Origin of the sequence: Rheinheimera sp. MMS21-TC3 (assembly GCF_032229285.1) — a bacterium.
Taxonomy (GTDB): Bacteria; Pseudomonadota; Gammaproteobacteria; order Enterobacterales; family Alteromonadaceae; genus Alishewanella.
Map to the genome: position 1 here is coordinate 1,618,698 of NZ_CP135084.1, position 18,391 is coordinate 1,637,088.

Genomic DNA, 18,391 nt, shown 5'->3' on the forward strand with positions numbered 1-18,391 from the left:
TTATAGGATTAACTATTGAGCATTTAATGCTGTTTTAGCATCAACATAGTCAAAGCCTAAGGCTTCTGCAACACCTAGGTTAGTGATTTGGCCATTTAATACATTTAAACCATTCATTAAATGACTATCCTCTAATAAAGCTTGTTTATAACCTTTATTAGCTATGCGGACAATAAAAGGTAAAGTGGCATTGTTTAAAGCAAAAGTAGAAGTGCGCGGTACAGCGCCAGGCATATTCGCAACACAATAATGCACTACATCATCAACAATAAAAATTGGGTCAGCATGAGTAGTAGGTTTTGATGTTGCAATACAACCACCTTGGTCTATGGCTACGTCAACAATAGCTGAGCCGGGCTTCATACGTTTAATATGATCTGCAGTGACCAGTTTAGGTGCAGCTGCACCTGGTACAAGCACGCCACCTATTACTAAGTCTGCGGCTACTACTTCTTGTTCTAGAGCATCAACAGTAGAATAAACGGCTTTAACCGCCCCGTTAAATTGAACGTTGATACGACGTAAAACATCAACACTACGATCAAGGACTGTTACATCTGCGCCTAAACCTAATGCCATTTGCGCAGCATTAGTTCCAACCATACCGCCGCCAATAACAACAACCTTAGCCGGCTTAACACCAGGTACACCACCTAGCAACATACCGCTACCACCAGAAGACTTCTCTAAAGCACGGGCGCCTGCTTGAATAGACATACGACCAGCAACTTCTGACATTGGCGCCAACAAAGGTAAACCACCTTTAGAATCAGTAACTGTTTCATAAGCAATACAGATAGCTTTAGATTTAATAAGATCTTCGGTTTGTGCTAAATCTGGCGCTAAATGCAAATAAGTAAATAAAATTTGGCCTTCTCGTAACATAGCACGCTCAACAGCTAGCGGCTCTTTAACCTTAATTATCATCTCGGCTTGAGCAAATACTTCTGCTGCAGTTTTTAAAACTTTTGCACCTGCTTCTATATAGTCTTCATCAGTAAAACCAATACCCATACCAGCAGTACTTTCAACGACTACACTGTGTTTGTGGGCAATAAGCTCACGGACACTAGCGGGAGTCATACCAACACGGTATTCATGGTTTTTAATTTCTTTTGGTACACCAATTATCATCGTTATTAGCCTTATTACTGTAGTAAATGATTACTGCGTTTAAATTACGCACGCAGTATACTGAGTTTAAATTACGCACGCAGTATACTGAGTTGATAATAGGATTAACACCTGTTTTTAAATCTTAGTCGATAGTCATATTACTTTTTACGTCAGCTGGAGCTGCAGAGTAATCAATACAGAAAAAAGTGACTAACAACAAATTCAGGTTAGCTTCACGGATGCACTTTTACTGTGTGTCTGGTATCTTAGTTGGCTATGGGTATAAATATAAAACGATAATAATAATCTGGAGTTTTTCGTTTGCAAAACAGAGTTTATTTTCCATTAAATGGTGTACAGCGTCTATTAGAAGTAGGTTTAATCATATTTTCTGGTTTAGCCTTATTTATCTTGCTAGCTTTACTGTCATTTGACCCAGCCGATTCTAACTGGTCACAAACAGGCTATCAGAATACGGTTAATAACTACACTGGCCCAATAGGAGCCTGGCTATCCGATTTATTATTACTTTATTTTGGATGGATAGCTTACTTAGTGCCTTTTATGATAGCGGGTGCCGGTTTTTTATTGTTTAAACGTTTTCATAACTTATTGCAGTTAGATTATTTGATTTTAGGGCTGCGATTAATTGGCATAGTGCTGACTTTAATTTCAGCAGCTGCAATTTGTAGCCTCAATTTTAATGATATTTTTTATTTTTCTTCTGGTGGAGTAATTGGAGATGTAGTCAGTCACTTCCTTATGCCACATTTAAATTTTATTGGTACTACATTATTATTATTATGTGGTTTTGCAACCGGTTTAACTTTTATGACAGGCATATCATGGCTTACTGTAGCAGATGCGCTGGGGGCTATGTGTTTTTGGCTTGTTAGGCAATTAACTAGTTTACCGCAGCGGTGGCGTGATAGTCGTGAAGGTGAATACGATCCATTTGATGAAACCGCTACAGAATCCGAGTCTAGTAAAGTTACTGCCGCCCTAACTAAACTAAAGAGTACTGCACAAATAAACAAACCTGCACCAGAAGCGTTACCGATAACGCCTTTAGATGTCAATAAAGACGCCAAAGCTTTTTATAGTGTTGAGACTTTAGCGGATGAGCAGCTGTCATTTAGTGCTATTGATGATAGCGGTACTGAAGAAAACTGGAGTCAAACTTTAGAGAAAATCACCTTACCTAAAGATGAAGATGCGGACATTTTATTCGGTGTAGACGAAGAAGAGGAAGATGATACTGAAGAAGTAGATCATCTTATGGAAGAGTTGCCTTCAATATCCCTTTTAGATAAAGCTGATAGAGCAGTTAACCCAATAGATCCTGAAGATTTAGAACGGGTCTCGCGACTAGTTGAGGCTAAGTTATTAGACTTCAATGTCCAAGCTACTGTGGTAGGGGTTCATCCTGGCCCTGTTGTTACTAGGTTTGAATTAGATTTAGCGCCTGGAATTAAGGTCAGTAAAATTACTGGTTTAGCTAAAGATTTAGCCCGTTCATTATCAGCAATAAGTGTTCGCGTTGTTGAAGTTATTCCTGGTAAATCTTTTATTGGTTTAGAGTTGCCTAACAAACATCGCGAAATAGTCCGTTTATCTGAAGTGATTGGTGATCCGGTATTTGAAAACTCGAAATCTTCATTAACTATGGTGTTAGGTAAAGATATTGCCGGTAAATCTATCGTCACCGACTTAGCAAAAATGCCGCACTTATTGGTTGCGGGTACAACCGGCTCGGGTAAGTCAGTGGGTGTTAATGTGATGATTTGTAGTTTGCTATATAAGTCGACACCTGATGATGTTCGCTTTTTAATGATAGACCCTAAAATGCTTGAGTTATCTATTTATGAGGGTATACCGCATTTATTAACCGAAGTAGTCACCGATATGAAAGACGCTGCTAACGGTTTACGTTGGTGCGTAGGCGAAATGGAGCGCCGCTATAAATTGATGTCAGCTTTAGGTGTGCGTAACTTAAAAGGCTATAACGCTAAGGTTAAAGAAGCTATAGCTGAGGGCAAACCGATTAAAGATCCAACTTGGAAACCTTCAGATGATATGCGAACTGAGCAGCCGGAGCTAGAAAAGCTGCCATCTATAGTAGTTGTTATTGATGAATTTGCTGACATGATGATGATAGTCGGTAAAAAAGTTGAAGAATTAATTGCTCGTATTGCGCAAAAGGCACGAGCTGCAGGTATTCATTTAATTTTAGCGACGCAGCGACCCTCAGTAGATGTAATAACGGGTTTAATTAAAGCGAATATTCCAACTCGAATAGCTTTTCAAGTGTCATCTAAAATAGATTCTAGAACTATATTAGATCAACAAGGTGCAGAGAGCTTACTAGGGCAGGGTGATATGTTGTTTTTACCACCAGGCTCTGGAGTGCCAACGAGGGTGCATGGTGCTTTTGTTGATGACCATGAAGTACATGCTGTAGTAGCAGATTGGAAGATGCGAGGCAAGCCTAATTACATTGCAGAAATATTAAGCGGTGAAACCACTGAAGAGAATTTATTGCCAGGTGAGACTTTAGAGGGCGATGATGAGTCAGACGTTTTGTACGATCAGGCGGTGGCTTTTGTAACGGAAACACGTAGAGCTTCAGTATCAGGCGTACAGCGTAAATTTAGAATTGGTTACAATAGAGCCGCGCGATTAGTTGAGCAAATGGAGCGCAGCGGTATTGTTAGCGGCCCAGGGCATAATGGTAATCGTGAAGTAATGGCACCACCGCCACCAAGGGGGCATTAAATGATCCGTTTTTTAGTTACAACAGTGTTGTTTAGCACATTAATTCTTGGTGTTTTTACCGCCAAAGCTGAGCCGACGGCGGCGCAGGCGTTGCAACAAAAATTGCAGCAAATAGATACTTTTTCAGCTCATTTTACCCAGCAGGTTTTTGATCAGCAGCAACAAATTTTACAGCAAGCCGAGGGTGAGTTAAATTTAAAACAGCCAGAACTGTTTCGCTTTGAAACCACAGTACCCGAGAATAATATATTTATTGGTGATGGTCAGTCTTTATGGTTTTATAGTGCAGAACTAGAGCAATTAACTATTTATGATGCAGCTGCAGAAGTAAATCGAACCCCTTTTGTGCTATTAACCTCTAATGAGCCGGCATTGTGGGAAAATTTCAATGTTAAACAGCAGCAACAACAATTTATTATTAGCGCAAAAGATAGCAGCAGCCAAGTAACAGAGCTGATCTTGATTTTTAATAAGACGGCCTTATCTGAAATGCGGGTAATGGATATAAATCAGCAGTTAAGTGTCTTTAAGTTTAATGCTGTGCAATTAAATATTCCTTTAGCCGATAGTTTATTTCAGTTTTCGCCACCTGAATTTACTGAAATTGATGACCAGCGCAGCAGAAACTAAATGAAATCGTTAAGCTTAGATTTTGCCGATGATTTTCGCCCTTTAGCAGCGAGAATGCGGCCGACTAACTTATCAGAATATGCTGGTCAACAGCATCTAGTTGGCGAAGGTAGTGCCTTACGCAATGCCATTATGGCTGGACGAGTCTTTTCGGTTATTTTATGGGGACCACCGGGTACAGGTAAAACAACTTTAGCTGAAGTAATAGCCGCTCATGCTGATGCCAGTATTATAAAGCTGTCTGCTGTAACCTCTGGTATTAAAGATATTCGTGATGCCATAACGCAAGCGCAACAACGCCAACAGCAACAACAAAAGCGTACTCTATTATTTGTTGATGAAGTGCACCGCTTTAATAAGAGTCAACAAGATGCTTTTTTACCTTTTATTGAAGATGGTACTATTATATTTATTGGCGCAACCACTGAAAATCCATCTTTTGCTCTTAATAATGCCATTTTATCTCGCACTAGAGTCTGCGTATTAAAATCGCTAACCGAAGCAGATTTACAGCAAGTGTTGCAACAAGCCTTAATGGACAAAGAGCGTGGTTTAGGGGCGCAAAATGTTCAGCTGTCCCCTGAAGCAGAACAATTATTGTTACGCTTAGCCGATGGTGATGCCCGTAAACTACTAAATTTATTAGAGCAAGCTGCAGAATTAACAACTGTAGAGCATGATGCGAATGGCCAAGAAACTAAAACCATCTTATTTGATACCTTAAAACATTTAATGCCACGCCAATTACCTGGGTTTGATAACCAAGGTGACTTATTTTATGATCTTATTTCTGCTTATCATAAATCGGTTCGCGGCTCTGATCCTGATGCAGCTTTATATTGGTATTGTCGTATTTTAGCTGGTGGTGGTGATCCCTTATATGTCGCAAGACGGTTATTAGCGATAGCCAGTGAAGATATAGGTACCGCTGATCCCCGAGCTTTAACTCTAGCTATTAATGCATGGGATACATTTGAACGAGTAGGTCCAGCCGAAGGCGAGCGTGCTATTGCTCAGGCTACGGTATATATGGCATTAGCGCCAAAAAGTAATGCAGTTTATATGGCGTTTAACCAGCTTAAACAATTAGTCGCCGATAGCCCAGCTTATGAAGTTCCATTACACCTTCGTAATGCGCCAACAAAACTTATGCGCGAATTAGGCTTTGGAGAAGGGTATCGCTATGCGCATAACGAGCCAGGTGCTTATGCTGCGGGAGAGTCATATTTACCTGAGCAATTAGTGGGAACGCAATTTTATCAGCCGAGTGATCGCGGCTTGGAAAAACAGCTGGCAGAAAAACTTGCCTATTTACGTCAGCTTGATCAACAAAGTAGTAAAAAGAGATAATCTTAATGTTAACCTATCTAACCATTGCATTAGGCGGTGCTTTTGGTGCTTGTATGCGCTATGGCATCAATGAATTAATGCTGAATGTTTTTGGCAAAGCATTCCCTTTTGGTACATTGCTGGTTAATATTCTGGGCTCATTTGCACTGGGGGTGCTTTATGGCATGTTCAGTAGCGGCTTTTTGGCCGTATCACCTTGGCGAGCGCTAATCAGTATTGGCTTGCTGGGGGCCTTAACAACGTTTTCAACGTTTTCGCTAGATACCGTGTTGTTGTTGCAACAAGGAGACTGGCTAAAGGCTATCGCCAACGTATTACTTAATGTGTTGTTGTGTTTAACGCTCGCCTGGTTTGGTTTAAAACTAGGCTCAATGAAGTGAAAGACTATGCTTGATCCAAAATATTTACGTACTGATTTAGACCAAACTGCTGCCCGTTTAGCTCAGCGCGGCTTTAGCCTTGATGTTACTCGTTTAACTGAGCTTGAAGCCTCTAGAAAGCAGTTGCAAATAGAAACTCAAGATTTACAAAGTTTGCGTAATAGTAAATCTAAAGGTATTGGACAAGCAAAATCCCGAGGGGAAGATATAACGGCTTTATTAGCTGAAGTAGATGGTTTAGGCGAAAAGCTTGAAGCTGCCAAGCAACAGCTTGATTTAGTGCTAGCTGAAGTTGAACAGATAGCGTTAAGCGTACCAAACTTAGCAGATGAATCAGTGCCAATAGGGGCTGATGAAAATGATAACTATGAAGTACGCCGTGTCGGTACACCGCGAAATTTTGATTTTGACGTACAAGATCATGTTGCTTTAGGTGAAGCCTTAGATAAAGGCTTAGATTTTGAAAGTGCCGTTAAACTAACTGGCTCACGTTTTGTGGTTATGCGCGGTAAAGTAGCGCGCTTACACCGAGCCTTAACTCAGTTTATGCTAGATTTACATACTAACCAACATGGCTATACTGAGTTATATGTGCCGTACTTAGTTAACCACGATAGCCTTTATGGCACGGGGCAATTACCTAAGTTTGGTGGCGATTTGTTTCATACTAAACCAGCAACAGAAGAGGGCCAAGGCTTAGCGTTAATTCCTACAGCTGAAGTGCCTATTACTAACTTAGCACGCGATCATATTTTTGATGCCGCTGAATTACCGCTTAAATACACCGCTCATACCCCTTGTTTTAGAAGTGAAGCAGGATCTTATGGCCGTGATACTCGTGGCTTAATTCGCCAGCATCAGTTTGATAAAGTTGAACTAGTCCAAATGGTGCAGCCAGAGTACTCTATGCAAGCATTAGAGCAGTTAACCGGACATGCCGAGCGAGTATTGCAACTACTTGAGTTGCCATACCGAGTAATGCTGCTTTGTACTGGTGATATGGGCTTTGGCTCAGCTAAAACTTATGATTTAGAGGTTTGGCTGCCGGGGCAGCAAGCTTATCGTGAAATATCGTCATGTAGTAATATGACTGATTTCCAAGCCCGTAGAATGCAAGCGCGTTATCGCAGTGCAGATATGAAAAAGCCTGAATTAATTCATACTTTAAATGGCTCAGCTTTAGCGGTAGGTCGTACTTTAGTCGCCATCTTAGAAAACTATCAGCAACAAGATGGTTCTGTGGTTATACCTGAAGTATTAAGACCTTATATGGGCGGTATAGAGCGCATTAGTTAATAGGTTAGTATCCATTTACAAACATTTAGCTGGCTTAGGTAAGCCAGCTAAACGGGTTGCTTGTTTGGCCGGGCCTTGAGGAAATAACATAAATAAGTATTTACTGTTACCTTTATCAGTGCCTAACTTTTCTGCCATTGCTTTTACTAACATCCGCATGGCTGGAGAAGTATGGAATTGCTGATAAAAGTCACGAACAAACCAGACAACTTCCCAATGTGCACTTTGCATTTGAATATTTTCTAGCTCAGCAAAGGCGAGGGCAACTTGTTCTGACCAGTCTTGCATATTAGCTAAATAGCCGTGTTTGTCTAGGGCGAGCATTTTGCCATCAATCATTAATTCGTTCATAACGTTAATTCTATAGTTAGTCTTTGTTTAACAAGCCGTTTGCCATAAGATATTTTGTTTGGCTTGAATTGTTAGCTCAACCCAGTCTTTAGCGCTAATACTCTTAATTTCAGCTGGTGCAGAGATATTGCGAGCTTGTAAGTCAATATCAAGCGCAAACAGCTGTTTTGTTGGCCAAATAAGATCTTGACGTTTAAGTAAATAGACCGCGTCTTGACGCAGTAAAATAGTGTCAGAGTCAGAGCAAACTAGCTGTAGCTCAGCGAGATTAATGCTAGCAGAGGTAAGGGTAAACAAGATCATTAGCTGGTAATTACCTGATGTTGCATTGCAATACAGCTTTTTATCATGCTGTGATCGGCAATGGTAACCTTTATGAATAAGTCGGCAGCAGTTAAGCCTCTTTGTTGCAGTGAAGCTTGGCACACTAACACTTGTTCAATCTCATATAAATCAAATAACTTAAAACCATGTTGATACGGCTTTAATTGGAGTGTGGCAGTATCTTTTATCTGCACCAATTGCAACACGGCATCGGCCATAAAAAGTATTGTTACTTTATGCTCTATAGCGGCTAAAGCCATGGCTAAATCAAAGCTCTCGCGGCCATGGCTAGTGTTAAACGGTGAGTGGCGTTGAATTAACATAATATTACGCATCTGTACTCCAGATTAAAACTGTACCAGCTTATCAATATCTTCCAATAGAATAGCAAACTCAGCTAAACCAGTAGCCATATAGCCTTGTTGTGCTGCAAGCTCGTTACTAACTACCCCCCGTTTTTCAGCTGCAGTAATACAGTAATGTAAGCCGATAGCGTGTTGCTGACAAAAACGGCTAAGTAATAGGCTATGGTTAAACTCATCTGAAGGTAAATCAATATGTTGTAAAGCAGCATAAACCGCATCTTGATATAAAAACACTTGTTTTAATTGATGGCCAGCTTCAAGCAAGGCATTAGCAAATACTAAGGCACTAGAAATTGTTTGGCTATTGAAACTTGCAGATGTAATAAACAGTGCAAAACGCGTCATTGCTATACCTTTATACTAAAGAGCAAAATAGAGCATAAAACTAAAATCAGTAGAAATAAAAATGCCCCTAATTTAAGGGGCATTTTAGCGAATTAAGCTAGATAGGCAAAGCTGCCTAAATGGCTAATTTAGTCATCACCACCAAATACACCTAACAAGCTTAGTAAGTGGACAAAAATGTTAAACACATTTAAGTATAAACCTACTGTGGCACGGATATAGTTAGTTTCGCCACCGTTAATAATACGGCTAGTATCAAATAAAATTAATGCTGACATGATTAATATAACCGCAGCACTAATAGCTAAGCTTAATGCTGGTATGGCTAAAAATAGATTAGCAATAATCGCTACTAGCACAACGATTAAACCTGTCATTAAAAAACCGCCCATAAACGAGAAGTCTTTGCGTGTAGTTAAAGCATAAGCAGATAAGCTAAAGAAAATTAGCGCTGTGCCACCAAGTGCTTGCATAATCATGGTAGGGCCATTTTCTAAGCCAGCATAAACATTAAGCAGTGGGCCTAAGGAGGCACCCATTACACCAGTAAAAGCAAACACCCAAAATATACCGCTAGCCGAATCTGCTTTTTTATTAACAACAAATAGCATGATAAAACCAGCAACAAAACAAACTAATGACATTGTATGCGACATATTCATCGCCATAGCAATACCGGCTGTTACTGCACTGAATGCTAACGTCATGGCTAATAAAAAGTAGGTGTTACGCAGTACTTTATTAATTTCAATACTGTGTCCAGCTGTATTTAGTGCAGGACTCTCTCTATATGACATCTTTTTGACTCTCCTAGCTATAAGGTAGATATAACGTTAATGGTTACTATGACTATTATCATACCGAGTTAGTTCCCGTTACACTAGCTTTGTGATGGACAAATTGCTGAAACACATAAAAATATTTTAAAGTACTTTCTTTTTTATTTGATTCTGATTACTATACGCGTCGCTGGAGGGATGGCAGAGCGGTTGAATGCACCGGTCTTGAAAACCGGCGTGGGTTAATAGCCCACCAAGAGTTCGAATCTCTTTCCCTCCGCCATTATTGCTAAAGCCCACTGTCTTTAATAAAGATAGTGGGCTTTTTTGTTATTACGCTAATAATGAAATTAGTGCCTGTTGTGTATAAAGTCGCCTACTTGGTGAATATCTGTGCAAACAAACTAATTGAGACTAAAAAGCGCTTTACAAACTGAACGGTAGTTTCTAATATGCGCCCTATCGCGGAGGGATGGCAGAGCGGTTGAATGCACCGGTCTTGAAAACCGGCGTGGGTTAATAGCCCACCAAGAGTTCGAATCTCTTTCCCTCCGCCATATTTTTTAAATATGCCTTCTTATACATCCAATCTATAAAATAAACCTCTTTATTAAGTCTTGTTACAAGCATATTGTTGTCGGTATAAGTTTTAAGTTACTTGCAAACTGCTATTAGTTTAATTAGTGTGGTATAAGTATAGGGTGATAAGCGTTAGCAAGATCTAGCCTCTTGGGTTATGCTAAAGTTAATAATAATTCTAAAAACCAGTATACGGAGCAGCCAAATTGATCAACGTGTTGTTAGTTGATGACCACGAGCTTGTACGTACTGGGATCAGTCGCATACTAATGGATGAGCGCGGTATCAAGGTGATAGGTGAAGCTGGTTCCGGTGAGGATGCACTTGTGTTTTGCCGTCAACATGAACCTGATGTAGTGTTGATGGATATGAATATGCCTGGTATGGGCGGCATGACTGCGACTAAGCGCATATTGCATCATTGTCCAGATATTAAGATCCTTGCCTTATCAGTTTCTTTTGAAGAACCAGTGCCCACTAAAGTTATGCAGTTAGGTGCAGCAGGGTTTATTTCAAAGAACTCACCACCTAAAGAGATGGTTGCAGCTATTCGTAAAGTGCATACAGGTTTGCGCCATATCTCCGATGAGGTAGCGCAAAAAATGGCACTTAGCAGAGTTAATAATCTAAATGATAATCCGTTTCATGACTTATCTGATCGTGAATTACAAATTATGATGATGATAACGCAGGGGCAAAAAGTAACAGATATAGCGGTACAGTTAAGTGTTAGCGCTAAAACTGTAAACTCGTATCGTTACCGTATGTTTGAAAAGTTAGCAATAAGCGGTGATGTAGAGTTAACCCATCTAGCATTGCGTCATGGCATGATTGATATCGCTAAGGCCTAATGTTTAACGCCAAAGAGTTTTTAGCGACAGTCCCTAAACAGCCTGGCGTTTATCGAATGATAAATGCTGCGCAAAAAGTTATTTACGTCGGCAAAGCGAAAGATTTGCGTGCTCGGCTGAGTAGTTATTTTCGCAGTAAAGTTGATAGTGTAAAAACTAAATCTTTAGTTAAACAAATAGCGCAAATTGAGTACACCTTAACGCACAGCGAAACTGAAGCGCTAATCTTAGAAAACAACTTTATTAAACAGTATTTGCCTCGCTATAATATTTTATTGCGAGATGATAAGTCTTACCCTTATATTTTAATTTCTGAGCATAAGCATCCTCGAATTAGCTCGCATAGAGGGCCGCGTAAAAATAAAGGTCAATATTTTGGCCCTTATCCTAATAGTAGTGCTGTCTGGCAAAGTCTTAAAACATTACAGAAAATATTTCCAATCAGGCAATGTGAAGATAGTTTTTATCGTGCTAGAACTCGGCCATGTTTACAGTATCAATTAAAATTATGCTCGGCGCCTTGCGTAGGAAAAATCTCCGACCATGATTATCAACAGCAGGTAAAACTCGCTAGTTTATTTTTACAAGGCAAAAACCAGCAAGTCATTGAAGATTTGGTTGGGAAAATGACTGATGCTAGTGACGCTATGCAGTTTGAACAAGCAGCACAATATCGTGATAGCATCACCGCATTGCGTAAAGTGCAAGAGCAGCAAACAGTTACCGGTGAGCATAAAGAATTAGATATCATAGGTTTAGCTTATTCGCACGGTGTGGCGGCTATTCATGTTTTATTTGTCCGCGAACAAAAAGTTTTAGGCAGTAAGTCTTATTATCCTAAAGTGCCCGCTGACACTGATACAGCAGAGATTTTAACCGCTTTTTTACTTCAGTTTTATTTGGACGGTTATGGTAGCCAACAGTTACCTGCAGAGATTGTGCTACCACAAGCCTTAGCAGACAGCAGTGTTGAACAAGCAATTAGTGAGGTTGCAGGGAAAAAGGTTCGATTTACTTTTGCTCAGCGCGGTGAAAAAGCGCAATATTTGAGTTTGGCACAAAAAAATGCGGTGGCAGCTTGCGATACTAAGCAGTCGCAAGCGCAGAAAATGCTATTGCGTTATCAGCAATTACAACAGTTATTAGGGCTTGAAACACCACTACAACGTATGGAGTGCTTTGATATAAGCCATACTATGGGGCAAGCGACAATAGCCTCATGTGTTGTGTTTGATGGCCAAGGACCACTGAAAGCAGAGTATAGACGTTATAATGTATTAGATATCACTGGGGGCGATGATTATGCCGCTATGCAATTTGCCTTAGACAAACGTTATAGTAAGTTGCAAGAGAGCAACAAAATACCAGATGTTATCTTTATAGATGGGGGGCAAGGCCAGTTAAATATTGCAATTAAGCAGTTTAAACATTGGCCACATGATAAAAGTCCGATATTAATAGGTATAGCCAAAGGGATAAGTCGCAAACCTGGTTTAGAAACGCTTATAATTGCCAACAGCGGCCGGACAATCCATTTAGATGAAGATGCACCCGCTTTACATTTAATTCAGCAAATCCGTGATGAAGCGCACCGTTTTGCTATTACAGGCCACCGTAATAAGCGTGGTAAGTCGATAGTTACAAGTCCGCTTGAGCAGATACCTGGTATTGGCGAGAAGCGTCGACAAGCTTTATTGCAGTATTTAGGTGGACTTCAGGGTGTTATGCGTTCGTCTGTAACTGAAATTAGCTCGGTGCCGGGTATTTCAAAACAACAGGCGGAAAAGATTTACCAAGCTTGCCATAACAAGTAGCATGGCAGCTATCAATATATTGAGAAAAATAAGATGTGGACCATTCCCAATCTATTAACTGTATTTCGTTTATCATTAATTCCAGTGTTTTTGTGGTGTTTTTATTCAGGGCTTGAAAATGCACGCTTTTGGGCAGCATTTGTTTTTTGGCTAGCGGCAATTACGGATGCTTTAGATGGCTATTTGGCGCGTAAGCTTAAGCAATCTACACCTTTTGGTGCCTTTTTAGATCCAGTTGCAGATAAAGTAATGGTGGCCGTTGCCTTAGTTTTAGTCGCGGTGGACAGCAATACTTTATGGGTCACTATTCCAGCTATGCTAATGATCAGCCGTGAGATTATTATTTCAGCGTTGCGAGAGTGGATGGCTGAACTTGGTAAACGCGCTAATGTCGCCGTATCTAATTTAGGAAAGTATAAAACCATCGCCCAAATGCTAGCCTTAATTGGCTTAATTTGGCGCCCCGAGTGGTGGTTAGTGAGTTGGTTTACGCCGGTGGGGATGATTTTACTATACCTAGCTACGGTGTTAACCTTATGGTCAATGCTAGATTATTTAAAAACAGCTTGGCAAGATTTAATTGAATAGAGTGTAAAGTTGCTGTTTATTGCAGCAACTGAGTTAAAATTTAATCAGTCAGACATAAAAGCTAGACTTTGTTATTGACTGTATGATTAAAAACAGTAGAATGCGTTTCGTGTTGAGGCAGATGGCCATAACAAGCGAGTATAGCTCAGCTGGTAGAGCGCGACCTTGCCAAGGTCGAGGTCACGAGTTCGAACCTCGTTACTCGCTCCAACTTTCAATACGGTTATTGTTTGATTGGCGGGTTGGCAGAATGGCCATGCAGCGGATTGCAAATCCGTCTATCTCGGTTCGACTCCGGGACCCGCCTCCATAACAGAGTTTGAAAGTTTAAGTAAAAATATACTTAAATATAAGTAATAGTTTAAAAAAAAGTTGTCTGCCCGGGTGGTGAAATCGGTAGACACAAGGGATTTAAAATCCCTCGATCGAAAGGTCGTGCCGGTTCAAGTCCGGCCCCGGGCACCATTTACTTACCAGAGTAAATGTAGAATTGCGAGTATAGCTCAGCTGGTAGAGCGCGACCTTGCCAAGGTCGAGGTCACGAGTTCGAACCTCGTTACTCGCTCCAAATTAATAAAAAAAACGCAGCTTAATAGCTGCGTTTTTTTATGCCTATTTAAAATATAAAGATATATCGGGCTATAAATAGTACGAAAAAAGTAATAATTAGAATTGCCGCTAAATTAACCACAAAGCCAGCTTTAACCATATCGATAATTTTCAACTTACCTGAAGCAAATATAATGGCATTAGGTGGGGTAGCAACCGGCATCATAAAAGCACAGCTAGCAGCAACGGCAGCTGGAATAACTAGCATAGCTGCAGAAGTATTTAATGATACAGCTACAGGGCCAAGCAAAGGTAAAAATGCTGCTGACGTGGCGGTATTACTGGTAATTTCGGTTAAAAATATAATCACTGTTGTGACCAGCAATATAAGTACTACTAAATTAATAGTACCTAATTGACTGATTTGTTCGGCAATATAATTTGATAAACCTGAGTTATCTATTTGTCCAGCTAAGGTTAAACCACCACCAAATAGGATCAATATACCCCAAGGTAACTTTTGGCAGTCTTGCCATTGTAAAATACGCTGATTAGATTTTAATGACACCGGTAGAATAAACAGTAAACAAGCCGCGGCAATAGCAATTAATGAATCATCTAGTTTTAAGTCAATTTGGCGACTAATAGGTTTATTAAACACCCAGAAAAAGGCGGCTAATATAAATACAAATAGCACTAGTTTTTCGGCTGTCTGCATCTTGCCAAGTTCATTTAGCTTTTGTAAGTAGATATTACGGCTATTTAATTTTGGTAATTTATCTAATTTAAAATGAATCTTTGTTAACCAAAACCAACATACTATAAGCAAAGTACACGCCAAAGGGATACCAAACAACATCCAGTCACTAAAACTTAGCTGTATTTGATAACTCCGCTCTAAATAAGCAGCTAGTAAAGCATTTGGCGGAGTGCCAATAAGTGTAGCTATGCCACCAATACTGGCAGAGTAGGCAATGGCAAGTAAGATAGCTTTAGCAAAATGTGCACTGCTATTGCCGTGGTCTTGCTGGATAGTAATAATAGACAAGCCAATAGGCAACATCATGACCGCTGTGGCAGTATTAGACATCCACATAGATAAAAATGCAGTCACTAACATAATACCAGCGATTTGTTGACTGGGCTTACTACCGACTAATAGCATGGTGAGTAGAGCTATGCGTTTATGAAGATCCCATCGCTCCATGGCGATTGAGAGAATAAAGCCACCTAAAAATAAAAATATTAAAGGATGAGCATAAGGGGCAGTAACATTGTGGATAGAGTCGAGCCCTAGTAAGGGGATTAATACTATAGGCAGCATTGCAGTTACAGGAATAGGCACAGGCTCTGTAATCCACCACCATGCTATCCAAGCTGTAACACCGGCAATTAGCCAAGCATTGCTTGGCATATTGTTAAAAGCTGGCTCAAACAGTAAGGTACCTAAGAAAACTAATGGACCAAACAGTAAGTTTAGGTATAACAGCCAAGTTGCTTTTTTTGCCACGTTTATTTCAACCTAGTTATTCGTCGTAACTGTCATTTATAGTTGTGGTTAGAACATTGGTATCTTTATTGGAAACTAAAAGTTGATTGTCTAGCATCTTTATTTCTTGCTCAGTTAATAAACGCCATTGACCAGGTTTTAAACCAGCTAAGCGAATGTGCATAATACGTACTCGCTTCAAAGTAACAACTTCATAGCCTAAATACTCACACATCCGGCGAATTTGCCGGTTTAAGCCTTGAGTTAAAATAATTGAAAAGCTTTGCTTAGAACGCTGAGTTACTTTACAAGGTAGGGTGATAGTGTTCAAAATTGGTACACCAGCACTCATTTGTTGAATAAAGCGCTCTGTAATAGGTTTATTCACCGTAACAATATAGTCTTTTTCGTGCGCATTGCCGGCGCGTAAGATTTTATTAACAATATCACCATCATTGGTTAGGAATATTAAACCTTCAGAGGGTTTATCTAATCGGCCTATGGGAAATATGCGCTCTGGGTACTTAACCGCATCGATAATATTGCCATGAATGTGACGTTCGGTGGTGCAAGTAATACCAACAGGTTTATGATAGGCCAAATAAACGAGTTTTGGCTTTTCTTTTAAAGGTTGGCCATTAATTAATACCTGATCATGCTCGGTCACTTTTAAACCAATAGGGGCAAGTTCACCATTAACTGAAACTTGGCCTGCTTCTATGTACCTATCGGCTTCACGCCGTGAACAAAAACCGGTATCACTGATAAATTTGTTTAAACGATAAAGTCTAGGCTCAGACATAAAGGCAAGTGACTCCTAAATAGCAAATTGGCTGCTAGTTTAGAGCTTAGTGAGGTTTTTCGCTACACTAGCGCCAAGATTAGCAAAGTTTATTTAAATTAAAAGAGTAGGGCTGAGGTGTTGTCAGGTTAGCTTAAAGCAAAAAAGTACAAGCTTAAATAAGCCTGTACTCTCCAAGGATAGCTTTAAAAGGGCTAATGGTTAATATGTTACATGTTAGGGTAGTTAGGGCCACCACCGCCTTCAGGCGTTACCCAAGTAATGTTTTGTGATGGATCTTTAATATCACAGGTTTTACAGTGGATACAGTTTTGGGCATTAATTTGAAATTGTGGCTGATTATTTTCATCAGTGATTACTTCGTACACGCCCGCAGGGCAGTATCGTTGTGCTGGTTCATTATAAAGCGCTAAATTTACCGCTATTGGGATACTCGGATCTTTTAGTTTTAAGTGGCAAGGCTGGATTTCTTCATGGTTAGTATTAGATAAATACACCGAAGATAGTTTATCAAAGCTGATAACATTATCTGGTTTAGGGTAACTTATTGGCTTAGCTTCATTGCTAGGCTTCATTTGAGCGTAATCAAGGCTGTTATCTTTTAATGTAAAGGGTAACTTGCCGCTAAACCAGTTTTGATCAAGGGTATTAAAGGCGCCGCCCCAGAAGGTGCCAAACTTATGCATTGCTGGCCCAAAATTGCGCGAGCGGTAAAGCTCATCATATAGCCAGCTGTTTTTAACAGCATCCGTATATTGGCTTAAATCTTTACCACCTAGATTTTCTGGGTCTTTTAACTCAGCAAATAAGGTTTCAGCAGCTAACATACCTGACTTCATCGCGGTATGGTTACCTTTAATTTTGGCAAAATTTAAAGTGCCGGCATCGCAACCTACTAGTAAACCACCATTAAAGCTCATTTTTGGTAAGCTATTTAAACCACCCTTAGCAATTGCCCGAGCGCCATAGCTTATGCGTTTACCACCGGTTAAATACTGCTTTATAACAGGGTGCTGCTTATAGCGTTGAAACTCTTCAAACAGATTAATATGTGGATTGCTATAATTAAGGTCAATAATTAAACCAACAACAATTTGTTGATTTTCAGCATGATACAGATAACCACCACCTGAAGTATCTTTCGTTAAAGGCCAGCCTGCTGAATGGACGACTAAACCGGCATGATGTTTATCAGCAGGCACATCCCAAATTTCTTTAAAGCCTAAGGCGTAATGCTGAGGAGAGCTATCTTTATCTAATGAAAAATGATTAATCAGTTGCTTGCCTAAATGACCACGGCAGCCTTCAGCGAAGACGGTATATTTAGCTCTAAGCTCCATGCCAGGTACATAGCTATCTTTGGGCTGACCTTGTTTATCTAAACCCATATCACCGATTAAAATACCTTTGACAATATCGTCTTCAATTATAACTTCACTAGCAGCAAAACCTGGGAAAATTTCAACGCCTAACTGTTCAGCTTGCTCGGCTAACCAGCGGCAAACATTACCCATAGACACAATATAGTTACCGCTGTTATGCATTGTCTTAGGTACTGCAAAATGTGGTAGTTTGGTTGCATTTTCGTCAGATTTAAAAAGATAAATATCGTCATGGGTAACCGGCGTAGTAATAGGGGCCCCCATGTTTTGCCAATCTGGAAATAGTTCTTGTAAGGCTTTAGTTTCAAACACAGCACCAGATAAAATATGGGCGCCAACTTCAGAGCCTTTTTCAACTACGCAGACCATTAATTCTTGAGATGCAGCTTGAGCTTGTTGCATCAGCCTGATAGCAGTAGATAGGCCAGCAGGGCCTGCACCAACGATTACAACGTCAAATTCCATTGATTCTCTTTCCACAGCTATGACCTCTTGGCTTATATTGTTTACATTATAAGGAGTATTTTGATATTTGTTAGGGTATTGCAGGTTGACGTTAACGTCAACAATAAGTAGATTGTGCCAAGTGATTATAAACCGTTTAGATGAAGTATGCTTAGTGTAAT

At 40.0% G+C, this 18,391-nt stretch carries 17 protein-coding genes and 6 tRNA genes; 14 read left to right on the forward strand and 9 right to left on the reverse strand.

Annotated features, from left to right (window positions below; all coding sequences use genetic code 11):
* Positions 1 to 12 precede the first annotated feature (12 nt).
* Entirely contained in the window at positions 13 to 1,134 is a 1,122-nt protein-coding gene (ald, locus tag RDV63_RS08075; RefSeq protein WP_313908989.1) for an alanine dehydrogenase, read from the reverse strand.
* A 303-nt stretch (positions 1,135 to 1,437) separates the two neighbouring features.
* Between ald and RDV63_RS08080 the strand changes: the two genes are divergently transcribed.
* The 5 genes from RDV63_RS08080 to serS are packed head-to-tail and all read left to right on the forward strand — an operon-like array spanning position 1,438 to position 7,547.
* Entirely contained in the window at positions 1,438 to 3,891 is a 2,454-nt protein-coding gene (locus tag RDV63_RS08080) for a DNA translocase FtsK (RefSeq protein WP_313908990.1), read from the forward strand.
* A complete protein-coding gene (gene lolA / locus RDV63_RS08085; protein WP_313908991.1) occupies positions 3,892 to 4,521 on the forward strand; it encodes an outer membrane lipoprotein chaperone LolA in 630 nt (209 codons plus the stop codon).
* Positions 4,522 to 5,871 carry a replication-associated recombination protein A gene (locus RDV63_RS08090; RefSeq protein WP_313908992.1) on the forward strand — a complete coding sequence of 450 codons (1,350 nt, stop codon included), beginning with the start codon at positions 4,522 to 4,524 and terminating at the stop codon, positions 5,869 to 5,871.
* Between the two features lie 5 nt (positions 5,872 to 5,876).
* Positions 5,877 to 6,251, forward strand: a complete 375-nt coding sequence (crcB, locus tag RDV63_RS08095) for a fluoride efflux transporter CrcB (RefSeq protein WP_313908993.1) — start codon at positions 5,877 to 5,879, stop codon at positions 6,249 to 6,251.
* A 6-nt stretch (positions 6,252 to 6,257) separates the two neighbouring features.
* Entirely contained in the window at positions 6,258 to 7,547 is a 1,290-nt protein-coding gene (gene serS, locus RDV63_RS08100; protein WP_313908994.1) for a serine--tRNA ligase, read from the forward strand.
* Between the two features lie 15 nt (positions 7,548 to 7,562).
* On the opposite strand, the gene RDV63_RS08105 is transcribed toward serS, so the two are convergent.
* From RDV63_RS08105 to RDV63_RS08125, 5 genes are all read right to left on the reverse strand, one after another.
* Positions 7,563 to 7,898 (reverse strand): TusE/DsrC/DsvC family sulfur relay protein, encoded by a 336-nt coding sequence (locus RDV63_RS08105; RefSeq protein WP_313908995.1) that lies wholly within the window; start codon positions 7,896 to 7,898, stop codon positions 7,563 to 7,565.
* A 27-nt stretch (positions 7,899 to 7,925) separates the two neighbouring features.
* Positions 7,926 to 8,201: a DsrH/TusB family sulfur metabolism protein gene (locus RDV63_RS08110; RefSeq protein ID WP_313908996.1), complete on the reverse strand. Its 276-nt coding sequence runs from the start codon at positions 8,199 to 8,201 to the stop codon at positions 7,926 to 7,928.
* Complete coding sequence (gene tusC, locus RDV63_RS08115) at positions 8,201 to 8,557, reverse strand: sulfurtransferase complex subunit TusC (protein ID WP_313908997.1); 357 nt, start codon at positions 8,555 to 8,557, stop codon at positions 8,201 to 8,203. The genes RDV63_RS08110 and tusC overlap by 1 nt, the downstream gene beginning before the upstream one ends.
* Before the next feature lie 12 nt (positions 8,558 to 8,569).
* A complete protein-coding gene (gene tusD, locus RDV63_RS08120) occupies positions 8,570 to 8,932 on the reverse strand; it encodes a sulfurtransferase complex subunit TusD (RefSeq protein WP_313908998.1) in 363 nt (120 codons plus the stop codon).
* Between the two features lie 128 nt (positions 8,933 to 9,060).
* Positions 9,061 to 9,729: a Bax inhibitor-1/YccA family protein gene (locus RDV63_RS08125; protein WP_313908999.1), complete on the reverse strand. Its 669-nt coding sequence runs from the start codon at positions 9,727 to 9,729 to the stop codon at positions 9,061 to 9,063.
* 174 nt (positions 9,730 to 9,903) lie between these two features.
* Here RDV63_RS08125 and RDV63_RS08130 point away from each other — a divergent pair.
* The 9 genes from RDV63_RS08130 to RDV63_RS08170 all read left to right on the forward strand — a co-directional run bounded on the left by RDV63_RS08130 (position 9,904) and on the right by RDV63_RS08170 (position 14,111).
* A tRNA-Ser gene (locus RDV63_RS08130) sits at positions 9,904 to 9,994 on the forward strand.
* Between the two features lie 183 nt (positions 9,995 to 10,177).
* Positions 10,178 to 10,268, forward strand: a tRNA-Ser gene (locus RDV63_RS08135).
* 228 nt (positions 10,269 to 10,496) lie between these two features.
* Positions 10,497 to 11,141, forward strand: coding sequence for a UvrY/SirA/GacA family response regulator transcription factor (uvrY, locus tag RDV63_RS08140; RefSeq protein ID WP_313909000.1), 645 nt, complete (start codon positions 10,497 to 10,499; stop codon positions 11,139 to 11,141).
* Positions 11,141 to 12,955 carry an excinuclease ABC subunit UvrC gene (gene uvrC / locus RDV63_RS08145; protein ID WP_313909001.1) on the forward strand — a complete coding sequence of 605 codons (1,815 nt, stop codon included), beginning with the start codon at positions 11,141 to 11,143 and terminating at the stop codon, positions 12,953 to 12,955. The genes uvrY and uvrC overlap by 1 nt, the downstream gene beginning before the upstream one ends.
* Positions 12,956 to 12,988: 33 nt before the next feature.
* Positions 12,989 to 13,543, forward strand: a complete 555-nt coding sequence (pgsA, locus tag RDV63_RS08150) for a CDP-diacylglycerol--glycerol-3-phosphate 3-phosphatidyltransferase (RefSeq protein ID WP_313909002.1) — start codon at positions 12,989 to 12,991, stop codon at positions 13,541 to 13,543.
* A 134-nt stretch (positions 13,544 to 13,677) separates the two neighbouring features.
* Positions 13,678 to 13,753 (forward strand) — tRNA-Gly (locus RDV63_RS08155).
* Between the two features lie 26 nt (positions 13,754 to 13,779).
* A tRNA-Cys gene (locus tag RDV63_RS08160) sits at positions 13,780 to 13,853 on the forward strand.
* A 68-nt stretch (positions 13,854 to 13,921) separates the two neighbouring features.
* Positions 13,922 to 14,008: transfer RNA gene (locus RDV63_RS08165), tRNA-Leu, on the forward strand.
* A gap of 27 nt (positions 14,009 to 14,035) precedes the next feature.
* A tRNA-Gly gene (locus RDV63_RS08170) sits at positions 14,036 to 14,111 on the forward strand.
* 48 nt (positions 14,112 to 14,159) lie between these two features.
* Here RDV63_RS08170 and RDV63_RS08175 read toward each other — a convergent pair.
* The 3 genes from RDV63_RS08175 to RDV63_RS08185 form a co-directional block, all read right to left on the reverse strand.
* Positions 14,160 to 15,602 (reverse strand): DASS family sodium-coupled anion symporter, encoded by a 1,443-nt coding sequence (locus RDV63_RS08175; protein ID WP_313909003.1) that lies wholly within the window; start codon positions 15,600 to 15,602, stop codon positions 14,160 to 14,162.
* A 16-nt stretch (positions 15,603 to 15,618) separates the two neighbouring features.
* Positions 15,619 to 16,383 carry a 23S rRNA pseudouridine(2604) synthase RluF gene (rluF, locus tag RDV63_RS08180; RefSeq protein WP_313909004.1) on the reverse strand — a complete coding sequence of 255 codons (765 nt, stop codon included), beginning with the start codon at positions 16,381 to 16,383 and terminating at the stop codon, positions 15,619 to 15,621.
* Between the two features lie 209 nt (positions 16,384 to 16,592).
* Positions 16,593 to 18,230 carry an electron transfer flavoprotein-ubiquinone oxidoreductase gene (locus tag RDV63_RS08185; protein WP_313909005.1) on the reverse strand — a complete coding sequence of 546 codons (1,638 nt, stop codon included), beginning with the start codon at positions 18,228 to 18,230 and terminating at the stop codon, positions 16,593 to 16,595.
* Between the last annotated feature and the right edge of the window lie 161 nt (positions 18,231 to 18,391).

Coding starts and splice junctions, on each gene's coding strand:
- ald (WP_313908989.1), bottom strand. CDS start 1,134: ATGATAATTGGTGTACCAAAAGAAATTAAAAACCATGAATACCGTGTT.
- lolA (WP_313908991.1), top strand. CDS start 3,892: ATGATCCGTTTTTTAGTTACAACAGTGTTGTTTAGCACATTAATTCTT.
- RDV63_RS08090 (WP_313908992.1), top strand. CDS start 4,522: ATGAAATCGTTAAGCTTAGATTTTGCCGATGATTTTCGCCCTTTAGCA.
- crcB (WP_313908993.1), top strand. CDS start 5,877: ATGTTAACCTATCTAACCATTGCATTAGGCGGTGCTTTTGGTGCTTGT.
- serS (WP_313908994.1), top strand. CDS start 6,258: ATGCTTGATCCAAAATATTTACGTACTGATTTAGACCAAACTGCTGCC.
- RDV63_RS08105 (WP_313908995.1), bottom strand. CDS start 7,898: ATGAACGAATTAATGATTGATGGCAAAATGCTCGCCCTAGACAAACAC.
- RDV63_RS08110 (WP_313908996.1), bottom strand. CDS start 8,201: ATGATCTTGTTTACCCTTACCTCTGCTAGCATTAATCTCGCTGAGCTA.
- tusC (WP_313908997.1), bottom strand. CDS start 8,557: ATGCGTAATATTATGTTAATTCAACGCCACTCACCGTTTAACACTAGC.
- tusD (WP_313908998.1), bottom strand. CDS start 8,932: ATGACGCGTTTTGCACTGTTTATTACATCTGCAAGTTTCAATAGCCAA.
- RDV63_RS08125 (WP_313908999.1), bottom strand. CDS start 9,729: ATGTCATATAGAGAGAGTCCTGCACTAAATACAGCTGGACACAGTATT.
- uvrC (WP_313909001.1), top strand. CDS start 11,141: ATGTTTAACGCCAAAGAGTTTTTAGCGACAGTCCCTAAACAGCCTGGC.
- pgsA (WP_313909002.1), top strand. CDS start 12,989: ATGTGGACCATTCCCAATCTATTAACTGTATTTCGTTTATCATTAATT.
- rluF (WP_313909004.1), bottom strand. CDS start 16,383: ATGTCTGAGCCTAGACTTTATCGTTTAAACAAATTTATCAGTGATACC.
- RDV63_RS08185 (WP_313909005.1), bottom strand. CDS start 18,230: ATGGAATTTGACGTTGTAATCGTTGGTGCAGGCCCTGCTGGCCTATCT.